General features: G+C 69.6%; 10 protein-coding genes and 3 pseudogenes. 4 read left to right on the top strand and 9 right to left on the bottom strand.

Annotated elements, in window-relative coordinates; translation table 11 throughout:
- Positions 1 to 27 precede the first annotated feature (27 nt).
- Complete coding sequence (locus ACIQV3_RS09840) at positions 28 to 2052, bottom strand: glycosyl hydrolase family 8 (protein ID WP_403711503.1); 2025 nt, start codon at positions 2050 to 2052, stop codon at positions 28 to 30.
- Between the two features lie 448 nt (positions 2053 to 2500).
- Here ACIQV3_RS09840 and ACIQV3_RS09835 point away from each other — a divergent pair, with 448 nt between their 5' ends.
- Positions 2501 to 3868 carry a tetratricopeptide repeat protein gene (locus ACIQV3_RS09835; RefSeq protein ID WP_403711501.1) on the top strand — a complete coding sequence of 456 codons (1368 nt, stop codon included), beginning with the start codon at positions 2501 to 2503 and terminating at the stop codon, positions 3866 to 3868.
- Positions 3869 to 3987: 119 nt separating this feature from the next.
- Here the strand turns inward: ACIQV3_RS09835 and ACIQV3_RS09830 are convergent.
- The 3 genes and pseudogenes from ACIQV3_RS09830 to ACIQV3_RS09820 all read right to left on the bottom strand — a co-directional run.
- Positions 3988 to 4122, bottom strand: a pseudogene (locus ACIQV3_RS09830) (MarR family transcriptional regulator); the annotation flags it as partial.
- 143 nt (positions 4123 to 4265) lie between these two features.
- A complete protein-coding gene (locus tag ACIQV3_RS09825; protein WP_403711499.1) occupies positions 4266 to 5486 on the bottom strand; it encodes a sensor histidine kinase in 1221 nt (406 codons plus the stop codon).
- Positions 5477 to 6139, bottom strand: coding sequence for a response regulator transcription factor (locus tag ACIQV3_RS09820; protein ID WP_403711497.1), 663 nt, complete (start codon positions 6137 to 6139; stop codon positions 5477 to 5479). The genes ACIQV3_RS09825 and ACIQV3_RS09820 overlap by 10 nt, the downstream gene beginning before the upstream one ends.
- A 159-nt stretch (positions 6140 to 6298) precedes the next feature.
- On the opposite strand from ACIQV3_RS09820, the gene ACIQV3_RS09815 reads away from it, so the two are divergent.
- The 3 genes from ACIQV3_RS09815 to ACIQV3_RS09805 are packed head-to-tail and all read left to right on the top strand — an operon-like array spanning position 6299 to position 9723.
- Positions 6299 to 7573 carry an ABC transporter permease gene (locus ACIQV3_RS09815; protein WP_403711495.1) on the top strand — a complete coding sequence of 425 codons (1275 nt, stop codon included), beginning with the start codon at positions 6299 to 6301 and terminating at the stop codon, positions 7571 to 7573.
- Positions 7574 to 7629: 56 nt separating this feature from the next.
- The gene (locus ACIQV3_RS09810) at positions 7630 to 9009 is read left to right on the top strand and encodes an FtsX-like permease family protein (protein ID WP_403711493.1); all 1380 of its coding nucleotides are present in this window, start codon (positions 7630 to 7632) and stop codon (positions 9007 to 9009) included.
- Between the two features lie 6 nt (positions 9010 to 9015).
- A complete protein-coding gene (locus ACIQV3_RS09805; protein ID WP_403711491.1) occupies positions 9016 to 9723 on the top strand; it encodes an ABC transporter ATP-binding protein in 708 nt (235 codons plus the stop codon).
- A 171-nt stretch (positions 9724 to 9894) separates the two neighbouring features.
- Here the strand turns inward: ACIQV3_RS09805 and ACIQV3_RS09800 are convergent.
- The 5 genes and pseudogenes from ACIQV3_RS09800 to ACIQV3_RS09780 form a co-directional block, all read right to left on the bottom strand.
- Positions 9895 to 10068: pseudogene (locus ACIQV3_RS09800) on the bottom strand (transposase); the annotation flags it as partial.
- A gap of 37 nt (positions 10069 to 10105) precedes the next feature.
- Positions 10106 to 10234, bottom strand: a pseudogene (locus ACIQV3_RS09795) (MbtH family NRPS accessory protein); the annotation flags it as partial.
- Between the two features lie 107 nt (positions 10235 to 10341).
- Positions 10342 to 10629 (bottom strand): phosphopantetheine-binding protein, encoded by a 288-nt coding sequence (locus ACIQV3_RS09790; RefSeq protein WP_403711489.1) that lies wholly within the window; start codon positions 10627 to 10629, stop codon positions 10342 to 10344.
- A gap of 42 nt (positions 10630 to 10671) precedes the next feature.
- Complete coding sequence (locus ACIQV3_RS09785; RefSeq protein WP_403711648.1) at positions 10672 to 10905, bottom strand: ferredoxin; 234 nt, start codon at positions 10903 to 10905, stop codon at positions 10672 to 10674.
- Positions 10899 to 12113 carry a cytochrome P450 gene (locus tag ACIQV3_RS09780; protein WP_403711487.1) on the bottom strand — a complete coding sequence of 405 codons (1215 nt, stop codon included), beginning with the start codon at positions 12111 to 12113 and terminating at the stop codon, positions 10899 to 10901. Before ACIQV3_RS09780 ends, ACIQV3_RS09785 begins: the two co-directional genes overlap by 7 nt.
- Positions 12114 to 12121: the final 8 nt, after the last annotated feature.

Here is a 12121-nt window from a genome sequence, read left to right as displayed (position 1 = left end):
CGGCCGTACCCGCAACTCCCACGCGGTCTACGGGACCCAGTGGTTCCCGGAAGCGGTGATCATGACCTGGAGCTGGATGCTCGCCGAGAAGTAGCTGCTGGTGTCGACCGGTGCGGCCAGCATCTTGTTCCACAGCGCGTCCAGCCAGACCTGGCTGCCCGGGTCGGTCATGGCCGCCAGCGCGAACGGGGCGAAGTACGCCGCCTCGCTCCCGGAGGAGATCTGCGTGCCGTCGAGCTTGTAGCCGATGGCGATCTTGTTGGGGTCGCCGCCGGTCTTGGCCTTGATCCAGCTGTTGAGCTTCCGTGCCGACGCGAGGGACTTGGCGTCCCCGCTGGTCACCGCGTCGTCCGCGATGCGCCAGGGGGTCCGGCAGGCGTTCCACCAGTAGGCGCCGTCGTTCGGGTCCTCGAGGACCTGACCGGGGGCGGGCTTGGGGGTGGTGTTGGTGTTGACGACGAAGTCGGGCAGGAGCCCGGTGTTCGGCGCGTAGGACGCCTGCAGGCTGGTGATCTGGTTCTGGTGCGCGGTGCGGATGGTGTCCCAGGCCGCGTCGCCGGTCGCCGCCTTGAAGGCCCGGAAGTGGTCGACCATCCAGTCCGAGGTGCGCGAGATGTAGTAGTACTGGTCGCCGGAGCTGCTCCAGTCGCCCAGCTTGAGCAGGTTGGTGGACGGGTTCAGCTCGTCCTTCTTGATCGCGTTGATGTGCTTGATGGCGAGGGCCTTGTAGTTGTACGTGCCCGCGCTGCCCCACTGCTTGTCGGCGAGGAGCAGCCCGTACGCGACGTCCATGTCGCCGTCGGTGGCGCCGTCACCGCCGTTGACGCTCCGGCAGGCGGTGTCCTGTTCCGCGGCGAGCAGGTCCGGGTTGATCACCGAAGGGTGGTCGATCGTCCACTTGGTCAGACCGTCGAAGATCTTCTTCGCGTCGGGGTCGGCGCCGGCCATCGTCGCGGCGATCACCATGCCGTACCCCTGGGCCTCCGCCACGTACGGGTGGTCGGCATCGGGGGAGATGACCTGGTACCAGCCGTTGCCGCAGTTCTGCCGGACGAACGCCGACTTCCAGGTGGTGTAGTAGTCGATGGTCTTCTGGTCGAGCGTGCCCTGGGCGCCGGTCGGCTTCAGCGTCCCGGCGGTGTAGGGGCGGGTGTGGCTGCCGAACGGAACTGCCGGACCGGAGCCGTTCGCGGGCTGGGTGGTGACGTTGAGCACGGTGCTCGCCGCGGAGGCGTTGCCCGCCGCGTCCCGTGCCTTGACCGTGTAGCCGTAGCCGGTGGAGGCCGTGAGGCCGGTGTCCGTGTACGAGGTTCCGGTGGCCGCTGCGACGCGCGTGGCGCCCCGGTAGACGTCGTAGCCGGTGACGCCCACGTTGTCGGTGGCGGCGTTCCAGGCCAGCGAGACGCTGTTCGCGGTGGTGGCCGTCGAACGCAGACCGCCGGGAGCGCTCGGCGGGGTGGTGTCGGAGCCGCCGGAGACCGGGGAGCCGTAGACCTCGAACTCCCAGAGGGAGTAGCCGTACGCGGTGCCCCGCGCGGTGCCGTGCATGCGGACGTAGCGGCCGGTTCCGGTGACCGTCAGGTCGTCGGTCGCGCCGTTCCCGGTGCTGGTGGAATAGACGCCGGTCCAGTTCGTCCCGTCGTTCGAGGTCTGGATCGCGTACGTCTTCCCGTACGCGGCCTCCCAGTCGAGCTTCACGCGGCTGATGGTGTGCGCCGCACCGAGGTCGATGCGTATCCACTGCGGGTCCACGCCCTCGGCGCTGGCCCAGCGCGTCGCGGCGTTGGCGTCCACGGCCTTGCCCGCCTCGAAGCCGCTCGCCTCGACCGAGGAGGCGCTCGTGGGCTTTCCGGTCGAGACCAGCACCGCGGCGGCGGCCGCGGCGGGGGCCGCGGCCGAGACTCCGGTTCCGGCGGCCGTCGCGGCCGGGGCGCTGAGGCCGGTGAGGCCGGCCATGGCGGCGGCGAGGGCGGCGAAGCCCGCCAGCGGGCTGTGCCAGTGGGGGCGGCGACGGCCCCTGTGCGGGGAAGGTTGTTGATGTGCTCGTGACATCGGGCGTCCTCGGGGGTGGGTGCTGCACGAGTGGGGGAGCGGCCGGGGAGGCCTCTCGGCCAATAGTTAGGAATGGTTCCTAACCATTGGCGGAGAGAGTAGAAACGGAACAGGGTGTCGCGCAAGACCCCGGGCGCGATCCATCGGCCCTGCACGTCAGTTCACGGCGGATCCACCCGGCCGCGGCCGGTGGTTCACGCACCCGCTCCGGCCGGATTCCTGTCCCGGGACGGGCCCGGATGGCCCGGTTCCCCTCCGGCCCGTCCGTGTCGGGGGGCAAGGCGCAGCGCCGAAGCGGTCGGGTCGGTGCCGGCCGAACCGTGACAGGCAACGTGGAGCAGGGGCGGGGCTCCGGCGAGGGCGAAGGGGGGTGTCTTGTCTGTCCCCGCGGCGGTCGTTGCGCCACCATGGGGGACGACCCGGGCCGTACGACGGAGGGGACCGGACGATGAGCGGTGGATGGCGTTCGCTGGGGCGGCGACTGGGGCTGGGGTCGCGGTCCGCGGAGGGCGTGGGGGACGGGACGGCCGGCGAGGTCGCCGAACACGCTCCGCAGACAAGGGAACTGGGCGGGGGCGCCTCGTACAGCATGTCGACCTATGACGGGCCCGACGGGATCCCCGTCATTGACGTCAAGCTCCGGATGACGCCGGAGGCGATGGCGCGCTGGACGCTGAGCGCCGCCCGGGAACAGAAGGGCGAGAGCCACCCCGAAACCCTCACCGCGGCCTACGAACTGGCCGAAGTGCTGTGGCGGCAGGCCTCCGCGGGCGAGGCGGTGGACCTCCTGCGCCACGTCGTGGCCGGCCGCCGGACCGTCCTCGGGCACGGCCATCCGGACACCCTGGCCGCAACGTCCTACCTGGCCCAGTCGCTGGAGACACTGGGCGAACTGGCGGAGGCGGACGCACTGATGCGGACGGTGTGGACGGAGTACGGGCGCACCTCGGGAGAGGAGCATCCCCAGACCCTGAGGAGCCTCGCCCACCTGGCCCGCCTGGCGCTCCGGCGCAACCGGCCCGAGGAGGCCCAGCGGCTGGCCCGCCAGGCACTGGCCGGCCGTGAGCGGGTCCTGGGACTGGAGCACCGTGACACCCTGAGGAGCCGCAACGACCTGGCGGCCACCTGCCGCGCGCTGCGTCTGCCGGAGGAGGCGGAGCGCCTGTACGGCCAGGTGGCACGGGACGCCGCCCGGCTCTACGGGCCCGCCGACCCGCTGAGCCTGGACGCACGGGCCAACCACGCCGCCGTACTCGCCGACCTGGGGCGGTGGGACGAGGCGGAGCGGAGTTACCGCTGCGTGGTGGAGGAGCGGATGCGTACCCGCCCGGGTCACGCGGACACCTTGCTGGCGCAGAACAACCTGGCCTCGGTGCTGCACGGCGCGGGCAGGGCGGCGGAGGCCGAGGCGCTCATGCTCGTCGTGGTGGAGAGCCGTACGAACCTCTTCGGCCCCGACCACCCCGATACCCTGCACAGCCTCAGCAGCCTCGCCGCGATGTTGCACCATCAGGGCCGCCGGGGGGAGGCGGAGACCCTCTGCCTCAGGGTCGTCGCCGCGGCCGAGCGCCGGTTCGGCCCCGGTGACCCGCGTACGGCCGAGGCCCGGGAAAAGGGCGAGGAAGTTTCTTGCGCGTCGGTCCAGATGGTTCAGGAGCGGGCCGAGGTGGTTCTGCCGCCACTTCGCTCCGCGGACGGCTTGGCCGCACAGCTCGTACAAGTCAGCCACCCGGCCGCCAGGGGTCGGCTCGGAGGAGTATTTGCAGTGCACCAGGGTGACGACGAGTTCGTCGCCGTCGATCTTGATTCCGACTAGGTCGGCTGCTTCGCGAGCACGGTCGTCGTCGATGAGGACGTCGAATTCCTGCGACTGCTGCAGGTGGGCGGAGACGTAGGCCTGGATGGAGTCGGGTTCGCGCGTAGCAGTCTGCGATTCCCGAACCGGGAGAAATGAACCTCGCTCGCCTGGCCGAGCCGGGCGCTGGCGGCCATCAGCCGCACCGCGACCAGCACGGCCTGCGGGTCGGAATCGAGGCCGTAGTGCCGGATCTGGCGCCTGGCCTGGTCCAGTGTCGGGCCGGCCCCGAAGGGTCTCTGCGGATGGCGATGAGCGAGACGGAACTGCTGGCCCGCCTGCGCTTCATCTCGGCGTCACCGGCTGTTCCGGTGGCCCCACGGCCGTGAGGAAGGCAATCCGCTGGCCTTGCCGGCGCTCAGGGGAAGCACAGGGTGAGGGTGAGTCCGCCCCCCGGGCCGGGGCGCGCCGTCAGGGTGGCGTGGTGGGCCTGGGCGATGGAGGCGGCGATGGAGAGTCCCAGGCCATGGCCGGTGGTGGCGGTGCGGTCTGCGTCGAGGCGGCGGAAGGGCTCGAAGAGGTCGGGGATGCGGTCAGCGGGGATGCGGGGGCCGGTGTTGGTCACCGTCACGGTGGACGCATCGAGCCGTACGAGGACGTGGCCGCCGGGGTGGTTGTACTGGATCGCGTTGCGGATCAGGTTCGTCAGCAGGTGGCGCAGCAGGACCGGGTCACCGGGAACGAACAGCGGGACGGCGGTGCCGGTGCCGGTGCCGGTGTCCGAGTCGGTGTCGGTGTCGAGACGCAGGCCGGTTTCGGCTGCGAGCGGGGCGAGTTCGGCGGTCACGAGCCGGGTGGTGGCCGTAAGGTCCACGGGCTCGGTCTTCTCCAGTCCGCGGTCGCTGTGGGCCAGCAGCAGGAGCGAGTTGATGAGCTGTTCCGCCTCCCGGTTGGCGGTGAGCAGGTCCTCGCGGACGCCGGTGAGGCCGTCGGGCAGAGGGTCGGCGAGGCCGACCTGGAGGGTGGTGCGCTGGACGGCGAGGGGAGTTTTGAGTTCGTGGGAGGCGTTGGCGACGAAGCGCCGTTGGCTCTCGAAGGACCGCTCAAGCCGGTCGAGCATGGTGTCGAAGGTGTCGGCGAGGCGGTGCAGTTCGTCGTCGGGGCCGGTGAGGGCGAGTCGCTGGTGCAGATTCTGTTCGCTGATGCGGCGGGCGGCTTCGGTCATGGACGCGACGGGACGCAGCGCCCGTCCGGCGAGCCACCAGCCGAGGAGCCCGGCGAGGAGGGCCAGGACGAGGAGGCCGACCGCGGACCAGACCACCATCTGGCGCAGAGCGGTGTCCTGGACGGCCTGCACGGTCTGGTCGATCTTCTGGATCAGTGCGACGTCACTCGGAGGTTCAGGGATCTGGTCCGGCCGGGTGGGGCGTACGGGTTCGAAGGGTGTCGTCTGCCCGCCGGGCGCGTCTTCGTAGGTGACCGAGATGCCCTGGACCTGCTGGGCAGTTCCATAGCGGGCGAGTACCACGACGAAGGCGAGGAGGAGGATGCCGGTGAGCAGGAAGAGCCCGGAGAAGGCCAGGGCCAGGCGGGTGCGGAAGGGCAGCCTGTTCAGCAGTGCCCGGGGGGTCAGTCGCACAGCCGGTACCCCTCTCCCTTGTCGGTGAGGATCAGGCAGGAGTCGCCGAGTTTGCCGCGCAGGCGGCTGACGGTGGTGCGAACCACGCCGGTGCGCGTGTCGAGGTGTTCGTCCCAGACAGTGCGGACGATCTCGTCGTGGGCCACCGGTGCCCCGCCGGCCCGCATCAGCAGGCGCAGGACCGCGGTCTCCTTCGGGGACAGCTCCAGCGGCATTCCGTCCACGGACACCTCGCGGCGCGTCTCGTCGAGGGTGATGTTTCCGAAGCTGAGCACGGCGGGGGGCGGCTTGGGGGCGCGCCGGCTCAGTGCCCTCACCCGGGCGACGAGTTCGGTGAAGTCGAAGGGCTTGGCCAGGTAGTCGTCGGCGCCGAGCTCGGTGAGGCCGTAGATCTTGTCCGTGAGCTCGCTGGCCGCCGTGAGCATCAGGATCCGCGGCGGGTCGGTGAGCTCGCGCAGCCGTCTGCACACCTCGTCGCCGCTCATGACCGGCAGGTCGCGGTCGAGGACCAGTACGTCGTAGGCGGTGAGTAGGCACATCCGCTCGGCCTCGTCGCCCGTGGCGGCGATGTCGACGGCCATCGCCTGGCGGCGAAGACCGGTGGCGATGGTGCGGGCGAGAACGCGGTGATCCTCGGCTACCAGGATTCTCATGACTCCAGGAAACCAAGATCACGATTGCAGCCGGATAAAGACGCGGAAGCGCGGGCCGCGAGGTGATCGGCATCTGAAGGCCGGACGTGCGGGAGGGGTCCTTATGCCGCTGTAACACGCTTATCTTCCTGCAAGCAGCAGACTGGTTTCGTCTGGGACATGAACTTCGTCAAACGCGCAGGGACGAGCCTGGGTGCCAGAAAATCCAAGACCGCCGCCCTGCTCGCGATCTTCCTCGTCATCTGCGCCCTTCTCCTCGGCGGCTTCCTGCTGCAGGCCGCCGCGGCCCGGCAGGAGGCCGACGCGCAGCGCAGCATCGGCGTCGATGTGACGGTCAGGAAGGAGGGTCTCACCCCGGCCCTGGCCGACCGGCTCGGCGCCCTGGGCCCGGTGCACCGCTACAACGCGGAGCTCGCGGTGCGGGCCGGCGCGCAGGGCTTCACGCCGCTGGCGTCGAGTGTTCCGGAGCCGGGCGGTACCGCGGACGGGGAGAAGGAGAAGGGCGCGCTGGCCGTGAACGGCGTGCGCGACTCGGGCATGCTGCTGCCCTTCTCGTACGGCTCGACGAAGCTCACGGCAGGCCGCGGTATCACCCCTGAGGATGCGGGCCGCGACGTCGCGGTGATCGAGCAGCGCCTGGCCGACAAGAACCGCCTGAAGGTGGGCGACACCCTCCAGGTGCGGTCGGCGGACGGCAAGCACACGATGCCTGTGACGGTCGTCGGCATCTTCCAGGACCCGGCCCAGGATCCGACGATGTGGACGCCGCCGCATGAACTGCCCGGCAACAGGCTGTACGTCCTGGTGGGCACCGCGCAGAAACTGAGCTCCGGCACCGCGACGGTCCGCGAGGCCGTGCTGAAGATCGGCTCGCCGGACCAGGCGCGGCAGCTGCACGCCGAGACCGAGAGGCTCCTGGGCAAGGGCGGCTTCGAGTTCCGCGTCAACGACAAGGCGTACAAGGACCAGGTCCTGCCCATCCGGCGCGTCGGCACGTTCGCGGGACTGCTCGTCTGGGTGATCGCCCTGGCCGGAGCACTCATCCTCGGCCTCATCGTGATGCTGCAGATCCGCGAGCGCCGCTCCGAGCTCGGAGTGCTGCTCGCGATGGGCGAGAAGAAATGGAAGCTCATCGGCCAGCACGCCGTGGAGGTGGCGGCCGTGGCCCTGCCCGCCGTCGCACTCGCCGCACTGGCCGGCTCGCTGGCGGGGCAGAGCGCCGGTGAGGCGCTCCTCGCCCACCAGGACGACAAGCCGGTATCGGCGGCCCGCGCCCCGGACACCGAGATCGCTCCGCCCACCGTACGGGTCGAGCCGGCCGATGTCGGCAAGGTCGCTGGCATCGCGCTGGGGATCTCCCTGGTCTCCACCGTCATCCCCGGCATCGGAATCCTGCGCCTGCACCCCCGATCCATCCTCACCGACACCGAATAGCCGGCCCACGACACCGAACAGTCAACCGCCGGCACGGACCGAGAAAGCCGATCCCCATGAACTTCGTCAAACGCGCAGGGCTCAGCCTGTGGGCCCGCAAGGGCCGCACCCTGATCACCCTCGCCACCTTCCTCGTCATCTCTGTGATGGTGCTGGCAGGCGTCCTGATCAACGGCGCGACGGCCCGGGCGGAACAGGACGCCAAACGCTCTGTGGGCGCCGAGATGAACCTCGACGTGGACATGAGCCAGATGGGCAATGCGGCACAACTCCAGGCACCGAGCATCGACGCCGCGACCGTCGACAAGATCGGATCCCTGCCCCAGGTGCAGAAGTACACCTACTCGATGTGGGACCGCGCACTCCTCACGGGCAAGAACAAGCTGGTCGACGGCGGGCCGAAAGACCCCATGGGTCCCGGCGGAACCGTGGGCATGGGTGTCCTGGACTCCTCACTGCTGCCCGACTTCCGCAGCGGCAAGTCCACCCTCGTGTCCGGTGGCCACATCACGGCCGCCGACAAGGACAAGAAGCAGCTCCTGATCGAGGAGCGGCTGGCCGAGCAGAACGGCCTCAAGGTCGGCGACAAGATCACTCTCACCGGCAACGACGAGAAGACCACGGGCGAGTTCACCTTGGGCGGCATCTACCGCGACCCGCGCCCCACCACCGACGCCGACGCCGAGTACGGCGTCAGCCCGGCCAACATGCTCTACGGATCGGTGGGCGGCCTCTCCGCGCTCGGCTCCCAAGGCAACGGGCCGAGGAAGGTCGGCAAGGCGACGTTCCTCCTCCAGGACGCGGACGTACAGGACGCGTTCAGGAGCGAGGCGAAGCGGATCGCGGGCTCGGCGCTCGCCGGCTTCAAGCTGGACGCCAACGACAAGGCCGTCCAGCAGATGACGGGCCCGCTCAAGAGCATCCGCTCGACGGCCACCGTCGCCATGTGGCTGATGGGCCTCGCCGGCGCGGCCGTACTCGCCCTCCTGGTCAACCTCGCCGTCAAGCAGCGCCGCACGGAGTACGGCGTCCTGCTGGCGATGGGCGAGAAGAAGAGCAAGCTCATCGCCCAGCAGGTCCTGGAGATCGTGGCCGTCGCCGTCATCGCCATCGGTGTGAGCTCCCTGTTCGCCCCGCAGCTGACCCAGAGCGCCGGCCAGGCACTGCTCGGCAAGGAAGCCTCCGCCGCCGAGCGGAAACTCGGCTCCTGGAAGCCCCCGGCGCTCGGCAGTACCGGACTCGACCAGGGCATCGACCCGAACGACAAGCCCGTCGAGAACGCCGACCCCATCGACAAGATCACCGTCGCGCTCGACCCGGCAGACCTCGCCACGGTCGGCGGCGTCGGCCTCGGCATCGGCCTCCTCGCCACCGTCATCCCGGCCGCGTCCGTGCTGCGGCTGAGTCCCCGCACCATCCTCACGAAGGGCAAGTGACCCGCCATGACCACCGCCACCACGGCCCCGCCCGTCCTGCACCTGGCCGGAATCAGCCACACCTACTCCGACCAGCGCCGCAGGACCACGGTCCTGAGGGACGTCGACCAGGCCTTCGAACGCGGCACCTTCTACACCATCCTGGGCCCCTCCGGCTGCGGAAAGACCACCCTGCTCTCCCTCGCCAGCGGCCTCGACACCCCCACCAAGGGCACGATCAGCTTCAACGGGCAGGACCTCACCGAGGTCGGCCTCGGCCGCTACCGCAACAAGCACGCCGCCACGATCTTCCAGCAGTACAACCTCCTCACCTACATGACCGCCCTCCAGAACGTCACCACCGCCATGGAGATCACCGGCGCGAAGCCCGCGACCGGCAGCCGCAAGGCGCGAGCCCTGCAGCTCCTGGAGAACATCGGGCTCGACAAAGCGATGGCCACCCGCAACGTCATGCAGCTCTCCGGCGGCCAGCAGCAGCGCGTCGCCATCGCCCGCGCCCTCGCCTGCGACGTCGACATCCTCTTCGCCGACGAACCCACCGGAAACCTCGACGAGGACACCGCCCAGGGCATCATCGACACCTTCCGCGACCTCGCCCACCAGCAGGACAAGTGCGTGGTCGTCGTCACCCACTCCCAGCAGCTGGCAGCCCAGTCCGACCGCATCCTCAACCTGCGCAAGGGCAAACTCGCGGAGCAGGTGAACGCCCGATGAACACCCGCACCCGCGCATGCTGGGCGCTGCCGCGGTTCCCCTGCTTGCCGTCGCGCCGGCCGCCTGCGGCAGCGCCCCGGACGGCTCCCCGGGCGCCGGCGGCCGGCCGACCCCACCGCAGGAGCAACAGCCGACCGGCAACGTGGGTGGAGGCGACGTCTTGTTCTTTATCTACCAAGATCTTCCGGGCTTGCCGATGGCCTTGATGGTCTCGGGGCGTTTGACGGTCTTGCCGACGTCGTAGCGGGGTGCCCGGTGTCTATTCTTGGCGCCGGGTGGCCGTCCGGGGCCCGCGCCTCGGGGTTTGGGAACACGGGCCGGGCAGGCGAGGTGGGCGCGGACCGCGGACACCCCCGGGCGCCGCGGATATCGCGTCGGTACGGCTTGTCGCCATGCCGATCACCGTCCACCCGGCTGCGAGCGGGCGGTGCGCGGGCCACGCCGAGTACTGCCCGCGGCTGTTGAGGACGGGTACCCACCCCTCGGCATCCGATTCGTTCCTTCCGGGCATTTGACCTTCCTTGTTTGCAGATCGGGCGCAGTACAGATGCCGCGCCACGCAGTCTTCCCGCACGGGTCGTGCCCCAGGCTGTTCCGCCTCGGAGTCGTCGGTGGTCGTTACGACGACGAAGGCAAACTCCCGTCCGCAGGCTCCCTCAAGCGTGCGACGGCATCGGCCAGGGAGCGCACGGACTCGAACGTCTCGGGGATGAGGAGGTCGTCGGTGAAGACGACGTCGTATTCGGTCTCCAAGACAACGATCAGTTCGACGATCGCCAGCGAGTCCGCTCCCAGGGCCTCCAGCGTGTCCTCCGGTTCCAACCCGGCCCGTCGCGCGCGCGACGGTAGGCAACGGGTCAGCAGCGCCATGAATCCTTCATCGGGGGCGACGATGTCAGCGGTCATTCCTACCTCGTTCTTCGGGACACTCACGGGGGCGCGGCCCCTTTACGTTTCGGTCGTGCGGATGGCTCCCGTCGGGCAGCGCGATACGGCCTCCCGTACGGTTTCGAGCAGTTCCGGCGGAGGTTGTTCCTGTAGCGGGAGGACCACGCCGTCCGTATCGGACTGGTCGAAGACGTCATTCGCGACACGAGCGCATTGCCCGGCTCCGACGCACAGATCCGAGTCCACGTGGATACCAAGTCTTGTTCCGCTCTCTCGTGCCGGGCGCCCTACCAGGTGACCAGAAGCTCGTGCACGCCGTAGAAGCCCGCGTCGTCGGCGAGCCGCACGTTCGCCGCCGGCACCGCCAGGCGCAACCGGGGAAAGCGTCGGAGCAGTGCCGCGTAACCGACACGCATCTCCAGCCGGGCCAGGTTCTGGCCGATGCACTGGTGCACTCCGTGCCCGAAGGCGAGATGACTCAGGGGGGTTCGCCCGATGTCGAGGACATCCGGTTCCTCGAAACGCCGGGGGTCGCGGTTCGCGGTGGCGAGTGAATGGGTTACGCTCTCGCCGCCTCGGAACACCTGTCCGTCCACCTCGACATCCTCCAAGGGCATCCGCGGCACGCCGAAGTGGAAAATCGTGAGGTATCGGAGAAGTTCCTCGACCGCGTCGTCGATCAGTTCGGGATCGCCGCGCAACGCCTCCAGTTGTGCCGGGTGGCTCAGCAACGCGAAGGTGCCGAGACCGAGCATGCTCGCGACCGTCTCGTGGCCTGCGGTTAGCAACAGCACGCCGGCTCCCGCCACCTCGAGGTCGCCAAGACCGCTGTCGGTCGCCAGCGCGCTCAACACGTCGTCTTCCGGCAGACGGCGTTTGTGGCGGACTAGGTCGACCAGGAAGCCGGTAAGCGCCTCCATCGCCCGGACGGCCTCGTCCGCGCTCGCTTCAAGGCTGAACAAAACGGTGCTGTTGTGCTGGAATGCGGCGCGGTCACTGTAGGGAACTCCGAGGAGTTCGCAGATCACCAGGGACGGCACCGGCAGCGCGAAGCTCGCCACCAAGTCGGCGGAGGGCCCGCAGCGCTCCATCACGTCGAGATGCTCCTCGACGATTCGCTCGATCCCGGGACGAAGCTCTTTCATCCTGCGTACGGTGAATTGGCCTGCCAACAGCCTCCGGTAGCGCGTGTGGTCCGGCGGGTCCATGTCGACGAACCATCCGGGCAGTGCTGGTCGACCGATGAACGGGTCGGCTCCGGGGCGGCTGACCGGCACCCGCTTCAGCTCCGAACGGGCACTGAAGCGCGGATCGGCCAGGATCTTCCGGGCCGACGAGTAGCCGGTGACCAGCCATCCCAGGTGGGCGTCGGGGTAGAGGAGGCGGCGTGGATCCGGTTGGTCGCGGAAGGACAGGAGTTCGTCCGGCGGATCGAAGGGACAGCTCCGTGCGGTCGGCATCGCGACCGGAGGCGGTTGCGGGGTGAATGGGCCCAGCGGCATGTGCGCAG

The organism is Streptomyces sp. NPDC099050, assembly GCF_044759865.1.
GTDB lineage: Bacteria > Actinomycetota > Actinomycetes > Streptomycetales > Streptomycetaceae > Streptomyces.
Note: the sequence above shows the minus strand (reverse complement) of the source record. Positions and strands in the feature narration are given on the sequence as shown.

What these genes read in the sequence shown, in the direction of transcription:
- ACIQV3_RS09840 (WP_403711503.1), bottom strand. Translation starts at nt 2,052, where the DNA reads ATGTCACGAGCACATCAACAACCTTCCCCGCACAGGGGCCGTCGCCGC.
- ACIQV3_RS09835 (WP_403711501.1), top strand. Translation starts at nt 2,501, where the DNA reads ATGAGCGGTGGATGGCGTTCGCTGGGGCGGCGACTGGGGCTGGGGTCG.
- ACIQV3_RS09820 (WP_403711497.1), bottom strand. Translation starts at nt 6,139, where the DNA reads ATGAGAATCCTGGTAGCCGAGGATCACCGCGTTCTCGCCCGCACCATC.
- ACIQV3_RS09815 (WP_403711495.1), top strand. Translation starts at nt 6,299, where the DNA reads ATGAACTTCGTCAAACGCGCAGGGACGAGCCTGGGTGCCAGAAAATCC.
- ACIQV3_RS09810 (WP_403711493.1), top strand. Translation starts at nt 7,630, where the DNA reads ATGAACTTCGTCAAACGCGCAGGGCTCAGCCTGTGGGCCCGCAAGGGC.
- ACIQV3_RS09805 (WP_403711491.1), top strand. Translation starts at nt 9,016, where the DNA reads ATGACCACCGCCACCACGGCCCCGCCCGTCCTGCACCTGGCCGGAATC.
- ACIQV3_RS09790 (WP_403711489.1), bottom strand. Translation starts at nt 10,629, where the DNA reads ATGACCGCTGACATCGTCGCCCCCGATGAAGGATTCATGGCGCTGCTG.
- ACIQV3_RS09780 (WP_403711487.1), bottom strand. Translation starts at nt 12,113, where the DNA reads ATGCCGCTGGGCCCATTCACCCCGCAACCGCCTCCGGTCGCGATGCCG.